Origin of the sequence: Haloglomus litoreum, assembly GCF_029338515.1 — an archaeon.
Classification (GTDB): domain Archaea; phylum Halobacteriota; class Halobacteria; order Halobacteriales; family Haloarculaceae; genus Haloglomus; species Haloglomus litoreum.
On sequence record NZ_CP119988.1, the window covers coordinates 311,338 to 334,183 of the forward strand.

Sequence of the window (22,846 nt, forward strand, 5' to 3'; positions counted from 1 at the left end):
TTCCGGGTGTCACTCGCCGGGGAGCGAGAGCCAGTCCGAGCGGACGTCCGCACCGTGGATGTGCCAGCGCTGCTCCGGCCGGTCGTCGGTCAGGCGGAGTTCGACGGTCGCGTCGACCAGCGCCGCGAAGGTCCGCGCCGTCTCGCTGTCCGCCCCCAGCGGCAGGTGGAGGTGGCAGGTCCCCCCGAGTTGGCGGACCCGGCTGGTGAGGAGATGGAGGAACCGGAATGCCTGCTCCTCGCCGGCCGTCTCGACGAGCGGCAGAACCGAGTCCACACAGACGCGTGGGCCCTGGCCGGCGGCGGTGTCGAGCGCCGCGAGCTCCGCCTCGAAGGCGTCGCCAGCCGCCGCCAGCGTGGGGCCGACCCCGACAACCCCGTCACGCGACTCGCTCGCGACGTCGCCCGGGCCGCTGGCCGACGCCCCGGCCGTGGCGGCCCCCCGCGATGCCGCATCCAGCTCCAGTACCCGGTCGGTGATCCCGGGCTCGATGGCCGACCCCGGACCCGTGCTGGCCCGGACGAACAACCGCTCGTCGGTGCCGGTACCGAGCAGTTCGTCGCACGTCCGCCCGTGGAGTCGATCCGGGACCGCGCCGGCGACCAGCAGCGCACTGCCGGACCGCCGCAACTCCGCGAGTGCCTCGCCGAACTCGTCCCCCCGTCCCTCTGGACCCATGGTTACCCGTCGTTCTCGATACGAGAAAATAAGCGTTGGTACGATTCTCCGAGCCTGCAAACGCCCTGCCCGTGGATGGAGGCAGGGTTCGGATGGGCGCCACGTGGATCCGCCGGACGCTGAACGGGGCCGGGACCACCCCACCGTTCGCTGTCCGTCCAGCAGCACTCGCGCGCGCTCACCGATGGTCTCTCACGGTTCCTCATCCCGAAACGTGCGTCCATCTCTGCTCGGAATAGCGAACGAACACACGATTTCGACGGCGAATACACGCTCCGGTTCCGACGTGTGTCCGCATTCCGGGCCGTCGCGAGCGTGGGATAGTGCAATAGTTGCCGGAACTAGCAGGAAAGAACATGAAGGTTTATGTCCCATGGACATCCATGATGGATTGAGGACAGCACGCCTGTCCATGCAAACGACCATGACGGACCGACCAACCCAGGAGATCGAACCGATGGTTCCGGAGATGCCCCGCCAGTCCACCGAGGACGAGACGCCGACGATCGCACAGGACGGGGGCCGTGTACTCTCCCGCGACGAGGAGGCCGGCGCCCCCCTCGTCCCGAAGCTCTCCTGAGCGGTCCGTCCGCTCCGCTGCACCGTTCTCCGACCGCCAGACCCGGTAGCCGCGCGACCGCCCGCTGCCGACGCGTCGCCCGCGTCGCTTTTCCCGGCCCGCAACCTCACCACGAGCCATGCGACGGTTCGGCGCCGACTACCTGACCGAGACCCGCCGGGGCATGTGGGAGGACTCGCGCGACGCGCTCGCGGACCTCCGTCTGAGCGATGCCACCGCCGTCCTCGATGTCGGCTGCGGGACCGGCGAACTCACGGCGGTCCTTCGGGAGGAGTCCTCCGGCCGGGTCGTCGGGCTGGACCGGGACTCCGAACTGCTGGCCCACGCCCGGAACGGGGGACCCGTCGTCCGTGGCGACGCCCGCTCCCTGCCGTTCCCCGACGACGCGTTCGACGTGGTCGTCTGCCAGGCCCTGCTGGTGAACCTCCCCGACCCCGCGGCCGTCGTGCGCGAGTTCGCCCGCGTCGCCCGCGAGCGCGTGGCGGCCATCGAACCGGACAACGCCGCCGTCACGGTCGACTCCACCGTCGACGCCGAGGCCGCCCTCGCCCGCCGGGCCCGCGAACGCTACCTTCGGGGCGCCGAGACGGACGTGGCGCTGGGTGCGAACGCGCGCGCGGCGTTCGAGGATGCCGGACTGGTCGACGTCCGGAGCCGGCGCTACGACCACGAACGGGTGGTGGAACCACCCTACGCCGACCACGAGGTCGCGGCCGCGACCCGGAAGGCCAGCGGTGCCGACCTCCGCGAGCGCCGGGGGACGATGGCCGGCAGCGAGGAGGAACTCGACGCCCTCCGGGAGTCCTGGCGCGACATGGGCCGCGAGGTCGTCCGGCAGGTCCGCGACGAGGCGTACGAGCGCCGCGAGGTGGTCCCCTTCCACGTCGTCGTGGGCCACGTCGGCGGGGGCTGACGGCCCCGCGACCCTCCTGACAGCCGCGCTACAGGAATGGATTCCAGCGAGTACCTTTGGTGACCGGGCCGCTAGCCCGACCCGATGAGCCCCACGACCGAACCACACGTCGTCGCCCTGTGTGGCAGCCTCCGTGACGCGAGCCGGACCCGGGTCGTGCTGACCGAGGCGCTCGACGCTGCGCGCGCCGCCGGCGGGGCGACCGAACTCGTCGACCTCCGCGAGCGGGACCTGCCGCGGCTGGACCCCGACGCGCCGACACCGCCGGACGCTGCCGCCCTCTCCGAGACCGTCGCGACGGCGGACGCGGTGTTGCTCGGCACCCCCAACTACCACGGCTCCTACACGGGCGCCCTGAAGGACGCGCTGGACCACCTCGGCCGCGACGAGTTCGGCGGCGCCACGGTCGGCCTCGTGGAGGTGGCCGCCGGTTCGCATCCCGGGCCGGCGCTGGCACATCTCCGGGCGGTCTGCCGGACGCTGAACGCCTGGACCGTGCCCCGAGAGGTCGCGGTCCCGGACTCGCACTCCCTGGTCCGCGAGGACGGCATCGCGGACGCCGACCTGGCCGAGCGGGTCCGCCGCCTCGGCGAGGAACTCGTCCGGTACGCCGGCGTCGAGCAGTACCCCGAGGTGGCCGGCGCGCCGGGCGCGGCCGGGGACTGATCCGCCGGCTCCCGGGGTCTCCACCCCTGGTCCCCCTCGCCCGACCGGAAACCTGTAGGCGTCCCCCTGTGAGCCCCCGACGAGGGTCCCCTCGATGGAGAAGGCGCTCTGGTACCTGATCGCCGGCACGCGGGGTGGCCAGAACCGGGCCCGCATCGTCCGCCTGCTGGACGAGCGGCCCCGGAACGCCAACCAGCTGGCCGACGAACTCGAGGTGGACTACAACACCGTCCGGCACCACCTGGACAAGCTCGCCGAGCACGACGTCGTCGAGACCGGCGGCGGGGAGTACGGGAAACTCTACTTCCTCACCGACCGGTTCGAACGCAACCGCGAGACCTTCGAGGAGATCACCAAGCACCTGTGACCATGGCCATGAACACCACCCTCGCGCTGGCGACCGCCCTCTCGGTCCTGAACAGCCTCGCGCTCGCCGGCCTGCTCGTCGTCTGGCTCCGCAACTACCGCACCTTCCGGACCCCGATGACGCTCGGCCTCGTGGCGTTCGCGGCCGTCCTGCTCGTCGAGAACCTCGTCGCCGTCTACTTCTTCTTCTCCATGCAGTCGCTGTTCGCCATGTCGACGACCGCCGAGACGGCCGTGCTGGCGATGCGCGCGCTGCAGTCGGTGGCGCTCGCCTTCCTGACCTACGTGACGATGCAGTGACCGGACACGTTGATAATCTGTGGACTTGTGGCCATCTCCGGCGTTCTTGGGCAGTACGTCCGTGGTAGTTCGGGGAGCTTCGACTTCCGATCCCGGAGCGCGCTCCGAGTGGACGTGCGTCGCCGCTCCGTCGGTGGCCGGCCCGGACCGTCACCTGGTGGCCGTACCGGTTGCCGGTCGGCTTGCGTGGCGCGAGCGTCTCCAGCCGTCGTGGCGCCGCCATGCCCGTCTGTGCATCGCTCATGCGGCAACGGCAACCCTTTTGCCGGGCGCAAGGGAACCGGCAGCGTATGAGCGAGAGCGAGGAACTGCACAAGGGACTAGAGGGAGTGCTGGTCGCCGAGTCGGCGCTCAGCTACATCGACGGGAGCGTCGGCAAGCTCGTCTATCGGGGGTACGCTATCGAGGACCTGGCCCAGGACGCCAGCTACGAGGAGGTCCTCCACCTGCTCTGGCACGGCCACCTGCCGGACAGCGAGGAACTGGACGCGTTCACCGACGCCATCACCGAGGAGGCCGCCGTCGACGACACCGTACTGGACGCGCTCGCGGGGCTGGCCGAGGCCGACGAGCAGCCGATGGCCGCGCTGCGCTCGGGCGTCTCGATGCTGTCGGCGGCCGACCCGGACGACGCCGACCCGCGTGACCTCGAGGCGTCCCTCGAGAAGGGCCGGCGCATCGTCGCGAAGATCCCGACGCTGCTGGCCGCTTACGACCGACTCCGCCGCGGTGAGGACCCCATCGAGCCTCGCTCGGACCTCTCGCTGGCCGCGAACTTCCTCTACATGCTGACCGGCGAGGTGCCCGACGACGCGTCGGCCGAGGCGATGGACCAGGCGCTGGTGCTCCACGCCGACCACGGGCTGAACGCCTCGACGTTCACCTCGATGGTCGTCGCCAGCACGTTCGCCGATATGTACTCCTCTGTCACGGCGGGCGTCGGCGCGCTGTCGGGGCCGCTCCACGGCGGCGCCAACCAGGACGTGATGGAGCTGTTCTTCGAGATCGAGGAGCAGGGCGCCGACCCCGTCGACTACGTCACGACCAAGCAGGAGCAGGAGGACGGCTGGCGGGTCCCCGGCTACGGCCACCGCGTCTACAAGGTCAAGGACCCCCGCGCGAAGATTCTCGAGAAGCGTGCGAAGGAGCTGAGCGAGGCCTCCGGCGACACCACCTACTACGACTACGCGAAGGCCATCGAGACGTTCTTCACCGAGGAGAAGGGCCTCGACGAGCGCGGTATCGCGCCCAACGTCGACTTCTTCTCCGGCACCGTCTACCACCAGCTCGGCATCCCGGTCGATATGTTCACGCCCATCTTCGCGCTGTCGCGCGCCGGCGGCTGGATCGGCCACGTCCTCGAGTACCAGGAGGACAACCGCCTCATCCGCCCGCGCGGTCGCTACGTCGGCCCCGAGAACAGCGACTTCACGCCGCTCGACGAGCGATAGCGTCCGGGCGGTCCCGCGCGGTTCCTCGAGTCCTCCGTCCACCTTCCACGAGCCCCGGCCGCGTCACGGCGCTCGGCCAGAACCTTTAGCAATACGACGACCGAGTCCAGTCCTACCGTGCCACTGGTCCCGGCTCCGACGCCCTCCACGGGTCTTCTCCAGTCGCTTCGCCCCTCGCTGCTCGTCCCGCTCCTCTCCGCCCCGCTCCCACCCGTCGGGTCGCTCCCGGGTGCCGGCCCGGGTGGGTCCGTCGCCCGGCTGCTCGGTGACGTGACGGCGACCGTCTCCACGCTCGAATCCGCCGCGGAGCGGCTCCTCCGGGGCACGACCGGCCCCGAGGGGCTCCTCCTGATCTTCGTCTACTCGTTCCTCTGTGCGGTGGTCCTCCCCCTGCCGGGGGAGCTGGTGCTCGCCGTGCCGCTGGAACTGGGCTGGTCGCCGGCGGGGGAGCTCGCGGCGGTCGTCGCCGTCGCGAGCACCGCGAAGGCGCTCGGCGCGGTCGCAACGCTCGCGGTCGCCCGTGGAGCCACGGCCTCCGGCCCCGTCGCGCGCCTCCGCGAGTTGAAGCCCACCCGGGGTGGCGTCGGGGGAGCCGTCGCCGGACGGCTCGCGGGGGTCGCCGACCGCTACGGCTACGTCGGTCTCGCGGGCGCGCTCTCGGTCCCGTTCGCGCCGGACACCGCCATCCTCTACGCCTTCAGTGTCGTCGACGTCCGGGAGTCGTCGTTCGCGGCCGCCGCCTTCGTCGGAACCACGCTCCGCCTGGCCATCGTCGCCGGCGTCGCGAGTGCGCTGCTCGCGCTGGTCTGACGTCCCCGACGTCCCACCGACAGCCACAGGCGCCTCCGAGCCCTCGGGCCACCCGTGCTCGTGTTCGTCTACGGGACGCTGACCGACCCCGCTCGCGCTCGCGAGGTGCTCGACGGGCCCCCGGCGTACGCCGCCGCCGCGGCCCTCGAGGGGTGGCACCGCGTCGACGGCGACTACCCGACGCTCGTCCCGGGCGGCACGTGCGAGGGGCGGCTCCTCGAGGTCCAGCGCCCCGCACTCCACCGGCTCGACGCCTACGAGGGCGTCGACCGCGGGCTCTACGTCCGGGTCTCGGTACCGTTCGAGGGACCGGGCGACGTGCCCGCGGGGACCGTCGAGACGTACGTCGGCGACCCCGAGCGCCTCGACGCCCCCGGTTCGTGGCCGGGCGAGGGCACGCTGGCGGCCCGCGTGCGTGCGTCCATCGAGCGTGCGGCGGTGGTCGTCCGCCAGGTCGACTGAGCCGCGCCCGCGCTCAGTTCGTGTCCCTCGGCCCGCCGCCGTCGGCCTGTGTGGTGTCGCCGTCGGCCATCGTCCCGTCCTCGCTGGCTCGCACCCCGTCGCCGTCGGCACTCCCGCTCACGTCGACGGGGAGTGGCTGGTCGCGGGTCTCGCCGAAGCCGGCGCTGAGGATGCGCGTCAGCGCGTCCTCGACCCGCTCGTTCGTCTCCGTGTAGTCCTCGGGGTCGACCTCGATGACGAAACCCGTGGTGATGTTCGGTGCGGTCGGCAGGAAGAGCACGTCGCGGCCGTCCTCGGTCGTCTTGCCGGTCTTGAACGCGGTCATGCGGAGCCCGTTCCAGGTCTCCAGTTTCACCGGCGCCTGCAGTTCCTCCGTCCCCGACACCGCCGTCTCGACCGCCATCTTCGACGCGTTGTACACCACCCGCAACCCCGGCAACTGGTTCGCCACGTCGTCGATCGCCTCCTCCACGAGGTCCCCCAGCGCGGTCCGCATCAGGTAGCCCGCCGACAGCACCAGCAGGGCGAACACGATGATGAGGACGAGTACACCCAGTAGCTCCGCGAGGAACTCGCTGCCGTACACCTGCTGGGGCAGCGGGGAGGGCACCTTCGCGAGCTGGCTGTACAGCCACGCGATGATGTACGCGGTGACCAGGATGGGGAGGATGACGATGAGCCCCCGGGCCGTGTCTCGTTTCCAGGACGACATTCCCTACTCCTCGGGAGTGTGTCGCCCGTAATCAGCGTGTCCCTTGTGGGAAGCGCCGCTCCCGACCGGCCCGGCCGGGCGCGTGGCGCTCGGTCGGGCCTACCACTCCATGCCGCCGTTGACGGCGAGGATCTGCCCGGTCATGTAGCCGGCGTCCTCGCTGGCGACGAAGCGGACGATGCCCGCCACGTCGTCGACGGTGGCGAAGCGGTTCAGCGGGATGCGGTCGAGGATCTTCTCCTGGACGCGCTCGGGGACCGTCTCCAGCATGTCCGTCGCGACGAAGCCCGGCGCGACGCAGTTGGCGGTCGACCCGCTGCTGGCCATCTCCAGGGCGATGGTCCGGGTGAAGCCGAACAGCCCGGACTTCGTCGTCGCGTAGTTGGCCTGGCCGTAGTTGCCCTGCTGGCCGACCACGCTGGAGATGTTGATGAGGCGGCCGTCGTCGGCCTCACAGAGGTCCTCGAAGCAGGCCTTCGTGCAGTTGAACACGCCGCCCAGGTTCACCGACATGACCCGGTCCCAGTCCTCGCGGGTCATGTTCTCGAACTTCTTGTCGACGGTGATGCCGGCGTTGTTGACCAGGACGTCGATGCCGCCGAACTCCTCCCGGACCCCCTCGACCATCGACTGCACCTCGTCGAAGTCGGCGACGTCGGCCTGGGCGGGTGTCGCCCGGCCGTCGCAGTCGTCCTCGATGTGGTCGCACACCTCGTGGGCCCGGTCCTCCGAGGTCCGGTAGTTCACTACCACGTCAGCACCGTACGCGCCGAGTTCCTCCGCGACCCCGCGACCGATGCCTCGCGAGGCGCCGGTCACCAGACAGGTCTGCCCTTCTAGCATACTGCTGGATGCGACGCCGCACGACAAATACGTGTCGTCGGTCCCAGCGAACGAGAACCCGTTCCCCGGTCCCGCTCGTGACGCGGGTCCGGCCGCCGAGTCTCAGTTCCCCGCCTGTTCGATCCAGTCCGCGGCCCGGCTCTCCCCGACGCCCGCCAGCTCGGCGACCGTCCCCGCGTCGGCGTCGGCCAGCTCCGCGATGGTGACGATGCCGCCCTCGCGGAGCCGCTCGGCGTAGGTCGGCCCGATGCCGCTCACCTCCTCGATGTCGCTCCCCTCCGTGCCGGCCGGGTCGACGTCCTCGGCGTGGACCTCGGCGGCGGCCTCGGACTCGACGGCGTCCTCGATGGCCTCGGCCTCCTCGGCGACGGCAGCCTCGGTCGTGGCGCCCTCCTCGAGCGCGGCCTCGTGGTCCACGTCGATGTCGATGTCGCCCGCCGCCTCGACCGCGTCCTCGACCGCCGCGAGGTGCTCGGGGTCGGTCGCGGACTTCTCGAGGTACCACTCCGCGACGCGGGGCCACACGTCCCGGTGCGAGGAGCCCGAGACCGCGAGTCCGATGTGGCCGGTCGGGTACTCGATGACCTCCGTGTCCGTGCTCCCGATGACCTCGTTGAACGGCTTCGACGCCTCGGAGGGGATGAGGTGGTCGTACTCGCCGGTGATCTGGAGGACGGGCATGTCGACGTTCCGCAGGTCGACGTGCTTGCCGTCGAGGTACAGCTCGTTGTGGTACAGCTTGTTGCCCTGGTAGATATCCTCCAGGAACTGGACGTAGGTGTCGCCGGCCACGTCGATGCCCTCGTCGAGCCAGCGCTCCATCCGCGCGAAGTTCTCCACGAAGTCGTCGTTCTCGACGTTGTCGTAGAACCGGACGTACTTCGAGACGTAGTTGGCGACGGGGTCCATCAGCGCGAAGCCCACGTCCAGCATCTCCGCCGGCATGTTGCCGAACACCTCGGGGACGTCCCGGGGGTCGTAGTACTGGTCGTCGCCCCACAGCTCGAGGACGCCGCCCGTGTCGTCGAAGCACAGGCCCGCGGCCATCAGCCCGAGGGTGCGGACCTTCTCCGGGTGGAGCGCGGCGTACATCGCGGTGAAGGTGCCGCCCATGCAGTAGCCGAGGACGTTGATGCTGTCCTGGCCGGAGCGCTCGCGGACCACGTCGACGCAGTTGTCGATGTAGCGCTCGACGTAGTCGTGGATGGTGAGGTGGCGGTCGAGCCGGGAGGGCTCGTTCCAGTCGATGAGGTAGACGTCGTGGCCCGCCTCCAGCAGCCGCCGGACGACCGACCGGTCGGGCTGCAGGTCGAGGATGAACGGCTTGTTGATGAGCGCGTAGACGATGATGATGGGGACGCCGTGCTGCTCGTCGGTCTGGGACTCGTAGTGGAGCAGCTCCAGCTTGTTCTCCGTGTAGACGACCTCGCTGGGCGTGGCGCCGACCTCCACGTTGCCGACCCGGTCGAGCTGGTCCGGGAGCGCCCGGTTCGAGTCGAAGGCGTCCTGCATCGTCTCCAGCGCCTCGCGCTGCGTGTTCAGCGCGAGCTCGAACGGGTTGGCGGGGCCGGACCGGTCCTCGCTGGCCATCTCACTCCCCTCCCTCGAGCGCGTCGAGCACGCGGTCGAGCTTCTTCTCGACGGCGTGCTGGCGGCGCTCCAGCTCGACCAGTCGCTCCCCGACCTCGTCCATCTGGGACATGGTCGGCATCCCGAGCTGCGTGAGGGTGTCCTCGCTGACCTCGTTGGCCTCCTCCTGCATCTCCATCATCGACTCGACGAGCTGCCCGTTGGCGGCGGCGAACGCGCTGGTGCCCATGACCTCCTTGAACGCCTCGTTGGCGCTCTGGAGCCAGATATCACGCAGCTCCGAGAACGACACCTCCTCGCCCTCGGCGGCGTCCTCGGTCCGCTCGAGCAGCTGCTCGGCGGCGTCCATCCACACCTCGTACGCGCGCGAGTACCCCTCGAATCCCTCGGCGAGGTCCGCCTCGTCGAGCATCGAGGCCTCCATCGCCTCCGACCACGACTCCACGAAGGCCGACTGGGCCTCCATGCTCTGCTCCATCGACTCGTTCATCGCCTCGCTCATCTGCTCGGCCATCTCCGACCACTGCTGTCCGAAGTCGTACGAATCGCTCATGGTAATCCTGACCGGTTATTGAAGGTCAAGCGCAATAAGTGTGGGTGTGGTGTGTGCCGTCGTGTGGCGTTCGCTGGCACCTGATGCCACGCCCTCCCGACGAGCGGCGCTATCCGGGGGGCGGCGCTGGAGAAGGTCGGGGCGGCAGCGGCGTCAGTCGTCCTCGTCGCGCTTGCGCTTGACCGGGATGACGACCGTCTGGACGATGTCGCCCTCCTCGATGTCGAGCGCCTCGCGCTCCGCGTCCGGGATGGAGATGCGGCCGCCGGACTGGACGCGGGTCTTGAACGTCGCCATCTGCGTCATCGAGCTGAGCTGGGGGGCGAGCCCGCCGGCGCCGCCATCGCCGGCGCTCGCGGCACCCGCCATCCCGCCGCCGGTCAGCACCTGCTGGAGCATGCGCTGCTGCTGCCGGGTGGCCCCTTCCGCGGCCTCCTGGAGGTTCTTCAGCACGGTCGGCGTGAACAGCCCGTCGTTCTCGTCGTCTGCCATGGTTGACTGCGCTAGCGACGGTGGATAGTTAAACGTTGTGCGATTTGCCACTCAATGGCAGCTGTTACCCTCGATTACCGAACTCGTGCAGGAATCAGTAGCGTTTTATGAATTCGGGCGCCTAGACGTTCAACGAATGAGTTCTGGCTCCGGGTACCCGTCGGTCTTCGACTACTGGTCGCGAACCTCCGCGGCGATGGTCGAGGGAATGATCGAAGCGAACCGCGCGGCGGCCACGGCGTTCACCGTCTCGGCCGATTCCAGTTCCGACTCCGACCGGGAGGCCGACCGCGGGCTCCGGGCGGAGGAGCGCATCAGCGCCGCCCACGACCTCCCCGAGTGGGAGACGGAGATCGAGACGGCGGGCACCAGCCGCACCCTGGCGGTCGGCGACCGGGTGCGCTTCACGAAGCGCCTCTCCGAGGCCGATGTCGAGCGGTTCGCCGCCGCCTCCGGCGACACCAACCCGCTCCACCTCGACGAGGAGTGGGCCGAGGAGACGCGGTTCGATGGCCGCATCGCCCACGGGACGCTGGTCGCGGGCACCATCAGCGCCGCCCTGGCGCGGCTGCCGGGCGGGGTCATCTACCTCTCGCAGGACCTGGAGTTCCGTGCCCCCGTCCGCATCGGCGACGAGGTCACCGCCGACGTCGAGGTCGTCGAGGACCTGGGCAAGGACCGCTTCCGCCTCCGCACCACCGTCGAGTCCGAGGGGCGGACCGTCATCGACGGCGAGGCCGTCGTCCTCATCGAGGACGTCCCGGACCACGACTGACCCGGCGCCCGGAGCCACGCGCCGTCGCTTCTCACGTCCCGGCCAGGAACCGCCGGACGCTCCCGACGAACCGTTCGGGCGCCTCCCGCGGCGTCCAGTGGCCGCAGTCGCCGAACACCTCCAGCGACGCGCCCGTCCGCTCGGCTGCCTCGACCGACCACGACGAGGGCAGCAGCGGGTCCCGTTTCCCGTGGACGAACAGCGTCTCGGCGTCGAGCTGCCCCAGCCGGTCCGAGTAGTCCGTCCGGAGCCCGTCGCCCCGGAACTCGTCGCGCTGCCACGACGCCACCGTTCGCCCGACGGCCGCCGACCCGACCGTCTCGTACACGTCGGCCACGAGGTCCTCCGGCGGCGCACCGCCGGTCATCGTCCGCAGGTGCTCGCGGACGGCCGTCCGGCTGCTCCCGACGGTCGCCCACCAGCCGCGGTGGGCGAACGGCGTCCGGAGCATCGTCGCGGCCACCGGTCGCCACGGCGCGTCGGCGCCCAGCCCGTAGCTGTTGACGAGGACGAGCCGCCCGACGTCGTGGGCGAGCGCGTGTCCCAGCGCGACCGCGCCGCCCATCGAGACCCCCACGAGCGCCGGGTCGTCGAGGCCACGGTCCGCGAGGAACGCCCGCAGCGCACGCCGGAAGAACGCCGTCGTGTACGAGACCCGCGGCTTCTCGCTCCCGCCGTGGCCCGGGAGGTCCGGCGCGTAGACGCGGTGCTCGTCGGCGAGTGCCGGCAGGAGGTACCGGAAGGAGACGTCGGCCGCGTCCAGCCCGATGCCGTGCAGCAGGACGACCGGCGGGGCATCCTCGGCGCCGGCGACCCGGTAACGGACCCCGGTCTCGCGTGGGTTGTTGCGGCCGTCGCCCGTCTCGAGCGTCGTGTGGCGGACCTCGCCTGCCGGTGTCTCGCTCGTCGGCTCGCTCACTGCACCCGCCTCGGGGCCGGAGCGATAACCCGGTTTCGGATGGGCCCGACTGGTTCGCGCCCCGTGCCGATGCGCCCCAAACTTCTCCTCGGCACGACCGCACGCGGTCGTATATGCAGCTTCTCGGATGGCTCCGGCACCTCCGGGAAGACGACCCCTGGACGTTCCGGCTCGCGGTCACGTCGCTCGCGCTGCTCGCGGTGTGGCCGCTCTGGTTCGGCGTCGGCGGGGCGCTCGGCGTCTTCGGCTTCGGGGGCGTCGACTTCAAGGCCTACTACCTCGCGGGCCTGCGCGTGCGTGACGGACTCCCGCTGTACGGCACCGGCCCGGTCGACGCGGTCCCGGAGCCCCGTGCCGTCCGGTTCCTCTACCCCCCGGTCGTCGCTGCCCCGTTCGTGCTGCTGACCCTCCTGTCACCGCTCCCGGCCCGGGTCGCGTTCCTCGCCCTCCAGTTCGGCTTCCTCTGGTGCTCGGTGCTCGTGCTCCTGCGCGCCTGGGGGGTCCGCCCCACCCGTGGGGAGGCGCTCGCCGCCGGCTGGCTGCTGGCCGGCGTCCAGCCGGTCGTCTTCACGCTGCGGACCGGCAACATCACGGGATTCGTCGCGGGACTGCTGTGTCTGAGTGCGGCCGTCACGCTCGGTCCCGACGCCGACGACCGGCCGTTCCTCGGTGGCGCCCTCGCGGCGGTCGCAGCCGTCCCGAAATCCTACGTCGCGCCCGCCGGGGCGCACCTGCTCGGCGACCGGCGACGGCTCGCGGGTGCGGCCCTCGCCGGCCTCGCGCTCGCTGTTGCGGGCCTCGCGCTGTTCGGACCGGCGACCACCCGGGAGTACGTGGACGTCCTGACGGCCGGGAACGCGTGGGGGGCGCCCCGGCCGCCGGCGGCGCTCCCCCGGCACTACCGCCCGTTCGCGTGGTTCGAGCGGTTCCCGCCCTGGCGCACTCTGCTCCGGGTCGGGATTCTCCTGACCGCCCTCTCGACCGCGCTCGCCGCGACGGCGGACGAACGGGCGACGGCGTTCGCGATGGGCTGTGTGACGGTCCCGCTGGCGGCCCCGAGTGCGGATACGCTCACGCTGCTGGTCGCCGTGCCGGGACTGCTGGTCGCGGGTCTCACCGAGTCCCGGCGGCACGGGTATCCGGCCGTGGTCCTCGTCGGCGCGCTCGGTGTCCAGACGAGCGTGTACGCCGTCCGGGTGCTCCGCCACTACGGTCCGACGTACATCCCGGGCATGCCGTGGGCCCTCGTTCGGCCCTTCGTGGTCCTCCAGCCCGGGACCGCCGGACTGCTCGCAGTGTTCGGACTGTGCGTCGTCCGCGTGTGGCGTGGTCGGCTGCAGGTGCCGGACTCCGGTGCGTGAGACGGGACCCGGCAGTTCGTGGAACGTGTGCTCTGCATCCGGCGCGTTCGACATGGGCTGTCGACTGGCTGTCGGAGATCGGCTGCTGAATCTCGAGGATGAATCCCTCAGAACACCGGTGCATCTGTTGTAACTCTCGATGTCGGTGGCGCCCGCTTCTCCGTCCTGAAGAACCCACATCCTCGGACACAGACGAAGGGAGACAGCCCCGTCAGCACACCACTCAGTCGCCGAGCAGGCGTTCGATCAATCCCCTGCTCCGCGCCTGCTCTGCGAGGAGGACCGAACATCCAACATCGTCTACCACGTCCATCACCAGTGCCCCCCGGAGCAGCCGGCTGAGGAGCCCTTCCTCTGTGGCACCGATGATGACCATCGAGTGCTGCATCGCGGCCCGCTCGATTGCTGCTTCGACATCGCCCGTCTCCACCTGGAGGTGCGCATCGGAGAGGTCGCGAGACGCCGCCCATTCCTCCAGGAACTGTTCTCCCTCCGCTGGAGAGTCAGTCACGTGGAGCAGCGTGATTTCGGACCCGTATTCGGCCTGTAATAGCTTCGCGACCTCGGCAGAGAGATCCGAATCGGGCCCGCCAGCCGTCGGCACCAGCACCCGATTCGGGTCGAACCCCCGATCCTTGAGAACGAGGAAATCACACGGCAGGTCTTTGGCGAGGTCGTCGAAGGCACTCTCGACGCGGCCCGGTGAACTTCGCAGGCCGTCGGTCCACCCCATAACAACGAGGTCGGCCCGGTGGTCACGGGCTGCATCGAACAGTTCCTCGAACTGTCGGTGCGAGACGATCGTGTGAGTCTCGACCGGGACGCCGAACGTCTCGGCATCGCGCTCGGCCTGGTCAAGAATCTCGTGGTAGTCGGCTTCCAGTTGGTCGAGGTTGGCGGCGGCCTGGGAGATGGATGTCTGATTCGGCGCCGTGACGATATGGACCGCATCGACCGTGCCGCCGCGCTGCTTCGCGATGGCACTGGCCAGCGTAATGAGGTCCGTCTCGTGTTCCGGGTTCGCCAGCGGGACCATCACCCGGTACTCACCGCCGTCTGGCTGGACAGCCGTCGCGGCATCGACCGCCGGGTCGGGCAGCTCGTCTGCCTGGTCGAGGATGTACTGACTCAGGACACCCTTCTTCTCGGCCTGCCCGCGTGCGTACGCCAGATACCAGGCGACGCCCCCGACGACGAACACCAGCGACAGCGCAATCTCGACCGGTTCCATGAACGCGATGAGCCCGAACGACGTGACTGCCCCGAGAATCGGGACGACGGGGTAGAGCGGCACCTCGAACGCAGGCTGGTACTCCGGTCGGTCGGCCTCCCGCATCACGATGAGTGCGACGTTGAGCAGGCCGTAGACGATTAGGTGGAGGACGCTCCCGGCTTTCGCGAGCGTCTTGACATCGCCGATGACGATGAACAGCAAGATGAGCCCACCCGTGACCGCGATGCTGCGGTAGGGTGTCGCGAAGTTCGGGTGAATCGCATTCAGCTTGTCACTGATGAGACGGTCCCGGCCCATTGCGAAGTTGATTCGAGAGGACGCGAGGATGGACGCGTTCGCGCTGGAGGCCGTCGCGAGCAACCCGGCGAACGTCAACAGCCCGACGCCGACGGCAGCCACCCCGACCGTGCCGAATGCGATTTCGGCGACGTCGAGGACGGGTGTGCTGGTGAAGTCGGGGCCGAGCTGGCGCCAGTTGATGACGCCCATCAGCACCACCATGATGATGGCGTACATCACGGTCACGATGACGACGCTCCCGACCACAGCGAGCGGCAGGTTCCGTCCGGGGTTCTTCAGTTCCTCCGCGACGGTCGTGATCTTCGCGAACCCGAGGAAGGAGACGAACACGAGCCCGGTCGCGGGGAGGATGGCTGCCGCACCTCCCGTCTCACTCGGGAAGAACGGACGGAGCGTCGAGAGGTCGGCCTGCATGATGCCGAGAACCGAGAAGACGGTGAGGATACCGACCAGCAGCGTGACGATGACGATCTGAACGTTGCCGGTTTCCTTCGCGCCGACGTAATTGACGGCGATGAACGCCGCGCCAGCCAGCAACGCGCCCGTCTGGAACGTGCTGAGCCCGATTCCGATGCCGGGAATCGTGAGCGCAGGCAACGGAAGGAAGGTTGCGAGGTACTCGCCGAAGCCGAGCGTGTAGAAGGCTGATGCGAACGCGAGCCCCATCCAGTTGCCCCACCCGGCAACCGACCCGAACAACGGGCCGAGTGCGTGGTTGACGTAATAGTAGCTCCCACCGGCCTTCGGCATCGCAGTCCCGAGCTCCGAGGCCGACAGCGCGGTGAACAGCGAGATGACGCCCCCGACCACGAACGAGAGCGCGACTGCGGGCCCAGCTGCTGCTGCGGCCTGGCCGGGCAGGACGAAGATGCCGGCGCCGATCATCGTCCCGACGCCGATGGTGAGTGCCGACAGAAGACCGAGGTCCTTCGCGAGTTCCTCGTCGTCGGTCATCCGGGCGATTCCTCCGGATCAGGGAGTGCGATAACCGGACGTCTGGCCTCCGTAATCAGTTTGAGGGATCGGTCGCCGGCGAGGAACTGTACGATTCGTGACCCACCACGCGGACGGAACACAATCGCACTCGCCTGAATTTTCTGGGCAACCTCGATAACCCCCTCAACGACATCTCGGTCGTAGGCCGTGGCGGTCTCGGCGTCGGGGAAGACCTCCCGAAATGCGGCGAACGCCTCTGCGGCGACTTGTTCAGATTGCTCTACTGGTGTCTTGTCAGGGACGCCCTCTCCCTTCTCGACGACGTGCATGACCGTCACTCGGTCGACCGAGTACGGTTCGAGGGCCGCAGCCGATGCGCGGGCATCTTCGACATTCGCGACGGGAACGAGGACGTGGCCGGTGATGGGTCGTGTCATGGTCAGTCTGAGAGTTCGTACATCGCGACTTCGTCCGACTCGCAATCGGGGCAGGTCGTCGCCTCGGTGTCAAGCGTGGTTCCGCAGTTGCGACACTCGTAGACGATCGTTCGTGACGGGCGGATGACCTCGCTCAGGTATTTGAGTGAAAGCATGGAGATGATTACCGGCGGCTCGCTCCTGGGGCCGATTCTCGGAACACTTCGAGAGCAGCCGTATCATCCCCGGCCCGTGACAGGACGGTCACGATGTCGTCGGGTTTGACGACGGTGTCCCCGTGCGGGGTGAGTTCACGGTCATCCCGTTCGATAGCGATGACGAGCGTTTGGTCGTCCAGAAGCCGCTCCTGGACGGCGGTTTCGAGAGTCAGTCCCGCGATCGGGGCACCGGCTTCGACGGACACCTCGATGACACTGGCGTTGCCGGTGAGGCTGATGAAGTCGTTGGGTTCAGCTGCTGGACCGGCGCTCTCGGGATTGAACGGCCCATAGGGTGCGAAGACTTCCTCCTCAACCAGGTCTTCGTCTTCGATGTGGATGCCGAGGTCGCTGAGGCGGCGAGCGATGCGGCGTAGGTCGCTCGTATCCTCTCCGACGGCCAGAACGTGGAGGTTCCGACGGCCAGTCATGAGCGTCCGGACGTTGATGACACCCGGAATAGCGCGGGCCTCGTGGGCGAGGGCCTGGCGCTTCGTGACCGGAACATCGCAGAGGTACAGATTGGTGAGGTGACCGTCAGCGACCTCGAAATCGACCTGTGCGGTGTAGCCTCGGATGATGCCCGCGTCTTCCAGTTTGTGGATGCGGTTCCGTATCGTGGCTCCAGAGACGCTCGTCTGTTCTGCCAGTCGGCTGGCAGAGGCATTCCTCGCATCGTTCATCAACGCGTAGAGTATCCGCCGATCTACGTCGTCGATTCGGTGGTCGGTGTAATCGTAAGGCATCGTACTTCGATTTTGAAAAATTCCAACACCCCAACCGCACATAACTCTTACCCACACCTATCTAATTTTGCAGATTGGAAATGGTGTGGCCACGCACCGGTGGATCGGTTCGGTACGACGGGACGGCCGACCGTTCACTCGATTTCCAACTGGCCGCCGCCGCTCTCTCCACCACCGTCCTCGTCCCATTCGAGTTCGAACTCGATACTCAATTCTCCGGGGCCGTCCGTCGGCCCCTCGCGTTCGGCTTTGACCTCGAACGTCGGGCGGGCCGGTGGCTGCATCGTCACGGACTCTGTCCCGGACGTCAGCGAAATCGGTTCTCCCTGTTCCAACTTCGCAGCGACACTGCGGAGGTACGATGCGATCTCCTCACGGCTCTGGTTGCTCTCTGATTTGAACAGGACTTCCTCGGGCATGCGGTGACCAAACGCTGGCTTTACCGATAAGCATATGTTCTGTCTCTTCCCCTCGGCGGAACCGATTCACTCGTGACCGACTCGTGCTCTGTATCCAGCACGACTTCTCGAACAGTAGGTATATCTGCGAGCATTCGTGCGGATACATCGAACATTTCTGATTAAATATGCTTATAAATAATTAAATCAATAACTTGTACGTCTGTGTGGGGATTTCGACGAATAGGTGGCAGTCCAAGATTCATCTCCACGGGTTCTCGGTCAGCTCCCCGGCCACGTCGCTCCCGACGCGGAGCCGGCAGTCGGCCGTCGGCACCGCGATGCAGGTGAGGACGTAGCCGGCCTCGCGGTGGCGCGGCTTCAGCGCCCGCGGTTCGCGCCGGTGCTCGACCGTCCCCGAGAGCAGTTCCGCGGTGCAGGTGGCACAGGCGCCCGTCCGGCAGCCGAAGGGGATGTGCGTGTCGGCGCGCTCGGCGGCCTCCAGCACCGTCTCCGCCGCCCGGGCGGTCACCGTGGTCGTGCCGGAGCCGTCGGCACGTTCGAGTTCGAGCCGGTGGGGCGGGCCGTCGCCGTCGTCCCCGGGGCCGCCGTCCGGTCCCACCGCTACTGCCAGACGTCGCTGGTGCAGTCGCCGTCCGGCCAGCGGATCTCGTGGGCCCGCGCGGGGCCGGCGGGCATCTCGCCGAAGTCGACGAGGAACTCCTCGTCCAGCGTCATCGAGCCGCGGCGCGGGTCCACGTCGGCCTTCAGCATCACCGACCCCAGCTCGCCCTCCTCCGGGTAGAACTGCTCGTCCCACGAGGAGAACAGCGAGGTGGTCCAGTAGAGCCGCTCGCCGTCGAGCGAGAGCTGGAGCATCTGCGGCCCGCCGACGACCTTGCGCTCGCCCTCGATGGGGTGGTCGGGGCCGAAGTGGCCGCCGGCCCAGATGCGGTCGACGAAGCGCGGGTTCATCGGGTCCGAGACGTCGTACATCCGCACGTCGCCGTGGAGCCAGTTCGAGAAGAACAGGTAGCGGTCGTCCATCGAGACGAGCAGGTCCGTCACCAGACCCGGAACGGGCATGTCCCAGTCCTCGTGCTCGCGGGCCTCGATGTCGATGACCTTCTCGGCCGCGTAGCGCCCCGGTCCATCGCCGGGCGTGGTCTCGACCTGATGGAAGTTGAACACGTTCGAGGAGAGCGCCGCCCCGACGAACCCGTGGGTCGAGACCGGCGAGTGGAGGAAGCGCACCTCCAGCGGAATCATCCCCTCCTCCCCGAGGTCGATGGTCTGCTCGACCGTCTTCTCCTCCCAGTTCCAGATGTGGAGTTGTCGGCCGTACTTGCCGGCCTCCACGTCGTCGAGGTCGAAGCCCGGGTAGTAGGTCTCCGGGGCGGCCCACTCGGTCGACACCATCACGTTCCGCCGGGGCTGGTACCAGAAGTCGTAGTTCATCTCGATCTCGCCCGGCGGGTCCCAGCGCCCGTCGATGGAGAAGTCCGACTCGTCCAGTTCGAGGAAGCCGCCCGGGAGCTCGCCATCGGGGTCACCGAGCATCGAGAGGACGATCTGCCCGCCGGGGATGCAGTGGACGGTGTGGGGAGCGCTCAGGTCCTCCTCGAACACCTCCTCGGGCTCGATGATCTGCTCCAGTTCGGGGTCGCGGCGGTCCTTCGTGTCGACGACGTGGATGCGCGAGGAGCGCTGGCCCGGGATGACCAGGTGGCGTCGCTCCAGGCCGCCGACGTGGCACGAGGAGGAGCAGGCGTTCCACCCGAAGTGGTGGAGTTCGTCGCCCCGGTTGGGCATCTCCACCCGGTCGACGACCTCCGCGTACGTCGCCGAGTCCGGGTCGAGGTCGACGACCGCCAGGAAGTCCGGCGCGTCGATGTCGGTCCCGACGTACAGGCCCATCACGTACGCCAGCTCCTCGGGTTCGGACTCCTCGATGGCCGCCTGCGGCGTCGTGTAGCCGGGGCCCTCGTGGTCGTGGTCGTGGTCGTGGTGTGCGTGCTCGGTGCCGCTATCGTGTCCCGTGCTGTTCATACTCACGATTCCACCAGCCCGGGTTCTGACTCCGGGGGTTCAGGAAACGGTTTCCTACGGATGGAACCCATCTCGATACCGGGTCCTGTCCACCTCTCCCGGTCCGGGCGGGACGGTGGGGCGGGGGCCCGCTCTCACCGGTTCACGACCAGCAGCGCCACGCGCTCGTGGACCAGTGCGGGCAGGTCGGCGTCGGTCGCCGCCAGCTCGGCGTCCTCGATGTCGAAGAACGCCCGGACCCGGGCCGGGTCGTAGTCGCCCAGCGTCTCCGCCGGTTCGAGCAGCGCCCGGACGGCGTCGGCGGCGGCCGCCTCGTCGCCGTCCTCGCCCTCCGCGTCGAGCAGGACGACGGCGGGCGTCGCGCCGGGGCCGACGCCCAGCTCCAGGGCCCGGTCGATCTGCCGGCGACCGGCTGCGTACAGCAGCACCTCGACCGCGCGGTCCCGCGCGATGCCCTCGCCGCGCGCGCGCTCGCGGTCGGCGAGTTCGAGCGCCCGTTCGAGGTGCTCGCGGCCCGTGACGAGGCCCGCGTCGAACGCCTGCACGGTCACGCCGTGCTCGCTCGCGACCTCGTCCAGCCGGGCGACCAGCGCGTCCACGTCGTCGAAGACGGGGGCCGTTTCGGGTGCGCTCGCCTCCGCCGCCCGGTCGTTCCCGCCCGCGACGTGGACGATGCCCTCGACGAGCCGCATCAGAACTCACCCAGGCTGGTCTGGTCCTCGTCGTCGGCGTCGTCCACCACGGGCGCGGCGTCGGGGTCCGGCTCCACGTCCGCCATGTCGGGGTCGGTGTGCCCGGCGTTCTCGAGGACGCTCTCGGCGGTCTTCTCGCGGCCCCGGAGCGCCCCGAGGACGACCGGCTTGTTGGCGTTCCGCAGCGCCTCGCGGTCCTCGATGCCGGCCTCGAACAGCCGGCGGGCGCGCTTGCGCCCGACGCCGCGCACGCCCGCGAGGTCGACGAGCTCCTCGCGGACGCCGTGCTGGACGCGGACCCGTGCCTCCCGGACCGCGGGCGCGATGCCGAGGTCGAGTTCGGCCGCCAGCTGCTCGGCGGCGCCCAGCAACCACTCGGCGGTGTCGACCTTCCCGCGGATGTCGCCCGGGCCGACGCCGTAGCGCTCGGTGATGCGGTCCTCCTCGACCTCGTCGGCCCAGTCCTCGAGCAGTCTGGCGGTCTTGAGCGCCGAGAGCCAGTCGTCGAACGCCTCGTCGAACTCGCTGGGCATCCGGCCGCAGAACTCCGACTCGCGCTCGTAGGCGAGTTCCGTGAACTCCTCCTCCTCGCCCGAGCGGAGGTAGAGCTGGTACATGTCCGGCGTGCGCGCGACGAGGTGGTAGAGTCCGAGCGCCGTGGGGCGGTCCTCGACGGCGCGGAGCCCGTCGATGATCTCGGCGGCGCTCATCGGGTCGAGATAGAGGCGGGAGACGGTGTGGCCCATCCCCGTCGCCTGCAACTGGCCGCCCTCGTCCTCGATGAACCCGTTCCGCTCCAGGTACGCCAGCATGTCGTCCATCACCTGTTCGAGGAAGGCGTCCTCGTCGGCCTGACTCGCATAGAGGGTCTCCTCGAGGAACTCCAGCAGCCCCTCGCGCGAGTCGGCGAACCCGGACGCGATGGTCGCGAGCAGGTGGGTCCGCATCGCCGGCTCCGCCGCGAGTTTCGACTGCACCGGCTCCGGGTCGGCCCAGACGTACCGCTCGAACAGCTCGTCCAGTTCGTCGTGGCTCTTCGCCAGCAGCAGCGCCTCCCCGTACGGGTCCATCCCGGGTCGCCCCGCGCGGCCCATCATCTGGTGCACTTCGAGCACCGACAGGGGCTGCATCCCGCCGGCCTCGCCGGAGTAGCGCCGCCAGTCCCGGACGACGACGCGGCGCGAGGGTGTGTTGACGCCCGCCGCGAGCGTGGGCGTCGCGGCGATACATTTGACGAGGCGGTCGCGGAAGGCGTCCTCGACGAGCGAGCGCATGGTGCTCGAGAGCCCTGCGTGGTGGAAGGCGGCGCCCTTCTCGACGGCGTCGGCCAGGTCCTCGCTGGTCTCGGTGTCGTTGTCGTCGCGGATCTCGGCGGCGATCTCGCGGAGCCGCGCCACCTCGTCGCCGTCGAGGTGGTCGTTCGTCACGTTCGCCAGGCGCTTGGCCGCACCCTCCGCGTTGCGGCGGCTGTTGACGAAGACGAGCGAGGAGCCGCGGCCGTCGCCGTGGCCGTCCTCGCCGTCCGCCCCGTCCCCGTCCTCGTCGGGCGTCAGCGTGTCCCGGACGATGCTCTCGGTGGCCTTCTCGGAGCCCTGGCTGGGGAGGTGCTCCTGGCTGCCGTCGTCGAAGTGGAGCGCCTCGCCGAAGTGGACGCCCTTGCGCAGTTCGATGGGCCGCCAGTCCGAGTCGACGAGGGCGGCGTCGAGCCACTCGGCCAGCGCGTCGGCGTTGCCGATGGTCGCCGACAGCGCCACCACCTGCAGCCCGGGGTTGATGCGCCGGAGTTTGGCCAGCGTCACCTCCAGCGTGGGGCCGCGCTGGGCGTCGTCTACGAGGTGGACCTCGTCGGCGACCACGCAGTCCAGCCGCGAGAGCCACGAGGCGTCGTTGCGGACCAGCGAGTCCACCTTCTCGGAGGTGGCGACGATGATGTCCTTCTCGCGGAGCCAGCGCTCCTCGGACTCGTAGTTCCCCGTCGAGACGCCGACGTCGACGCCGTAGCGCGAGAACTCCTCGAACTCCTCGCGCTTCTCGGAGGCCAGCGCCCGCAGCGGGACGATGTAGAGGGCCTTGCCGCCGCGCTGGACCGCCGACAGCATCGCCAGCTCCGCCACGAGGGTCTTCCCGGACGCCGTGGGGACCGAGGCGACCAGCGAGTCGCCCTGCGTCACCCCCGCCTCGACGGCCTCGGCCTGGGGCGGGTACAGCTCCTCGATACCGTCCGCACGGAGGTGCTCGGGGAGCCACTCCGGCACGCCCGCGACCTCGGAGACGTTCATTACCTGCGGGTGGGTCGTCGTCCCGTTTAAACTGTCGTGTGCGTGGGCGTGGGGGCCCGGGCGGCCCGCCCGCGGAGGACCTCTCGGCTCGGATACAGAAATCCGCT

At 69.3% G+C, this 22,846-nt stretch carries 25 protein-coding genes; 10 read left to right on the top strand and 15 right to left on the bottom strand.

Translation table 11 applies throughout. From position 1 onward, the window contains the following. Positions 1-9: 9 nt before the first annotated feature. Positions 10-678 carry a DUF7504 family protein gene (locus tag P2T62_RS01485; protein WP_276259719.1) on the bottom strand — a complete coding sequence of 223 codons (669 nt, stop codon included), beginning with the start codon at positions 676-678 and terminating at the stop codon, positions 10-12. Positions 679-1,090: 412 nt separating this feature from the next. Here P2T62_RS01485 and P2T62_RS01490 point away from each other — a divergent pair, with 412 nt between their 5' ends. The 8 genes from P2T62_RS01490 to P2T62_RS01525 all read left to right on the top strand — a co-directional run bounded on the left by P2T62_RS01490 (position 1,091) and on the right by P2T62_RS01525 (position 6,226). Continuing rightward, positions 1,091-1,258 (top strand): hypothetical protein, encoded by a 168-nt coding sequence (locus P2T62_RS01490; protein WP_276259720.1) that lies wholly within the window; start codon positions 1,091-1,093, stop codon positions 1,256-1,258. Between the two features lie 118 nt (positions 1,259-1,376). Continuing rightward, positions 1,377-2,171 carry a class I SAM-dependent methyltransferase gene (locus P2T62_RS01495; protein ID WP_276259721.1) on the top strand — a complete coding sequence of 265 codons (795 nt, stop codon included), beginning with the start codon at positions 1,377-1,379 and terminating at the stop codon, positions 2,169-2,171. 84 nt (positions 2,172-2,255) lie between these two features. Continuing rightward, positions 2,256-2,837 carry an NADPH-dependent FMN reductase gene (locus tag P2T62_RS01500; RefSeq protein ID WP_276259722.1) on the top strand — a complete coding sequence of 194 codons (582 nt, stop codon included), beginning with the start codon at positions 2,256-2,258 and terminating at the stop codon, positions 2,835-2,837. A gap of 94 nt (positions 2,838-2,931) precedes the next feature. Beyond that, complete coding sequence (locus tag P2T62_RS01505) at positions 2,932-3,204, top strand: winged helix-turn-helix domain-containing protein (protein ID WP_276259723.1); 273 nt, start codon at positions 2,932-2,934, stop codon at positions 3,202-3,204. A gap of 8 nt (positions 3,205-3,212) precedes the next feature. After that, entirely contained in the window at positions 3,213-3,503 is a 291-nt protein-coding gene (locus P2T62_RS01510) for a DUF8036 family membrane protein (RefSeq protein WP_420028472.1), read from the top strand. A gap of 290 nt (positions 3,504-3,793) precedes the next feature. Beyond that, the gene (gene citZ / locus P2T62_RS01515) at positions 3,794-4,954 is read left to right on the top strand and encodes a citrate synthase (RefSeq protein WP_276259725.1); all 1,161 of its coding nucleotides are present in this window, start codon (positions 3,794-3,796) and stop codon (positions 4,952-4,954) included. A gap of 117 nt (positions 4,955-5,071) precedes the next feature. Then, entirely contained in the window at positions 5,072-5,764 is a 693-nt protein-coding gene (locus tag P2T62_RS01520; protein WP_276259726.1) for a hypothetical protein, read from the top strand. A gap of 54 nt (positions 5,765-5,818) precedes the next feature. Further along, positions 5,819-6,226 (top strand): gamma-glutamylcyclotransferase family protein, encoded by a 408-nt coding sequence (locus tag P2T62_RS01525; protein WP_276259727.1) that lies wholly within the window; start codon positions 5,819-5,821, stop codon positions 6,224-6,226. Positions 6,227-6,239: 13 nt separating this feature from the next. Here the strand turns inward: P2T62_RS01525 and P2T62_RS01530 are convergent, their stop codons facing one another. The 5 genes from P2T62_RS01530 to P2T62_RS01550 form a co-directional block, all read right to left on the bottom strand. Then, positions 6,240-6,938, bottom strand: a complete 699-nt coding sequence (locus P2T62_RS01530; protein ID WP_276259728.1) for a DUF502 domain-containing protein — start codon at positions 6,936-6,938, stop codon at positions 6,240-6,242. 99 nt (positions 6,939-7,037) lie between these two features. Beyond that, positions 7,038-7,781, bottom strand: coding sequence for a beta-ketoacyl-ACP reductase (locus P2T62_RS01535; protein WP_276259729.1), 744 nt, complete (start codon positions 7,779-7,781; stop codon positions 7,038-7,040). Between the two features lie 102 nt (positions 7,782-7,883). Further along, positions 7,884-9,371, bottom strand: coding sequence for a class III poly(R)-hydroxyalkanoic acid synthase subunit PhaC (phaC, locus tag P2T62_RS01540; RefSeq protein WP_276259730.1), 1,488 nt, complete (start codon positions 9,369-9,371; stop codon positions 7,884-7,886). A gap of 1 nt (position 9,372) precedes the next feature. Continuing rightward, on the bottom strand, positions 9,373-9,924 hold the full coding sequence (locus P2T62_RS01545; RefSeq protein WP_276259731.1) for a poly(R)-hydroxyalkanoic acid synthase subunit PhaE: 552 nt from the start codon (positions 9,922-9,924) through the stop codon (positions 9,373-9,375). A 153-nt stretch (positions 9,925-10,077) separates the two neighbouring features. Beyond that, on the bottom strand, positions 10,078-10,416 hold the full coding sequence (locus P2T62_RS01550) for an AbrB/MazE/SpoVT family DNA-binding domain-containing protein (RefSeq protein ID WP_276259732.1): 339 nt from the start codon (positions 10,414-10,416) through the stop codon (positions 10,078-10,080). 136 nt (positions 10,417-10,552) lie between these two features. On the opposite strand from P2T62_RS01550, the gene P2T62_RS01555 reads away from it, so the two are divergent. Beyond that, a complete protein-coding gene (locus P2T62_RS01555) occupies positions 10,553-11,191 on the top strand; it encodes a MaoC family dehydratase (RefSeq protein ID WP_276259733.1) in 639 nt (212 codons plus the stop codon). A 31-nt stretch (positions 11,192-11,222) separates the two neighbouring features. Here P2T62_RS01555 and P2T62_RS01560 read toward each other — a convergent pair whose 3' ends face one another. Next, on the bottom strand, positions 11,223-12,110 hold the full coding sequence (locus P2T62_RS01560) for an alpha/beta fold hydrolase (RefSeq protein WP_276259734.1): 888 nt from the start codon (positions 12,108-12,110) through the stop codon (positions 11,223-11,225). Between the two features lie 113 nt (positions 12,111-12,223). On the opposite strand from P2T62_RS01560, the gene P2T62_RS01565 reads away from it, so the two are divergent. Next, the gene (locus tag P2T62_RS01565; protein WP_276259735.1) at positions 12,224-13,471 is read left to right on the top strand and encodes a glycosyltransferase family 87 protein; all 1,248 of its coding nucleotides are present in this window, start codon (positions 12,224-12,226) and stop codon (positions 13,469-13,471) included. 223 nt (positions 13,472-13,694) lie between these two features. On the opposite strand, the gene P2T62_RS01570 is transcribed toward P2T62_RS01565, so the two are convergent. The 8 genes from P2T62_RS01570 to P2T62_RS01605 all read right to left on the bottom strand — a co-directional run bounded on the left by P2T62_RS01570 (position 13,695) and on the right by P2T62_RS01605 (position 22,739). Next, positions 13,695-15,959: an amino acid permease gene (locus tag P2T62_RS01570; RefSeq protein ID WP_276259736.1), complete on the bottom strand. Its 2,265-nt coding sequence runs from the start codon at positions 15,957-15,959 to the stop codon at positions 13,695-13,697. Then, entirely contained in the window at positions 15,956-16,378 is a 423-nt protein-coding gene (locus tag P2T62_RS01575) for a universal stress protein (protein ID WP_276259737.1), read from the bottom strand. The genes P2T62_RS01570 and P2T62_RS01575 overlap by 4 nt, the downstream gene beginning before the upstream one ends. 163 nt (positions 16,379-16,541) lie before the next feature. Beyond that, positions 16,542-17,321, bottom strand: coding sequence for an Lrp/AsnC family transcriptional regulator (locus P2T62_RS01580; RefSeq protein ID WP_276259738.1), 780 nt, complete (start codon positions 17,319-17,321; stop codon positions 16,542-16,544). Between the two features lie 134 nt (positions 17,322-17,455). Then, the gene (locus tag P2T62_RS01585) at positions 17,456-17,740 is read right to left on the bottom strand and encodes an amphi-Trp domain-containing protein (protein ID WP_276259739.1); all 285 of its coding nucleotides are present in this window, start codon (positions 17,738-17,740) and stop codon (positions 17,456-17,458) included. Positions 17,741-17,981: 241 nt separating this feature from the next. Continuing rightward, the gene (locus P2T62_RS01590; protein WP_276259740.1) at positions 17,982-18,341 is read right to left on the bottom strand and encodes a 2Fe-2S iron-sulfur cluster-binding protein; all 360 of its coding nucleotides are present in this window, start codon (positions 18,339-18,341) and stop codon (positions 17,982-17,984) included. A 2-nt stretch (positions 18,342-18,343) separates the two neighbouring features. Next, complete coding sequence (locus P2T62_RS01595; protein WP_276259741.1) at positions 18,344-19,768, bottom strand: selenium-binding protein SBP56-related protein; 1,425 nt, start codon at positions 19,766-19,768, stop codon at positions 18,344-18,346. Between the two features lie 134 nt (positions 19,769-19,902). Next, complete coding sequence (gene cgi121, locus P2T62_RS01600; protein ID WP_276259742.1) at positions 19,903-20,460, bottom strand: KEOPS complex subunit Cgi121; 558 nt, start codon at positions 20,458-20,460, stop codon at positions 19,903-19,905. Beyond that, positions 20,460-22,739, bottom strand: a complete 2,280-nt coding sequence (locus P2T62_RS01605) for an ATP-dependent DNA helicase (protein WP_276259743.1) — start codon at positions 22,737-22,739, stop codon at positions 20,460-20,462. The genes cgi121 and P2T62_RS01605 overlap by 1 nt, the downstream gene beginning before the upstream one ends. Between the last annotated feature and the right edge of the window lie 107 nt (positions 22,740-22,846).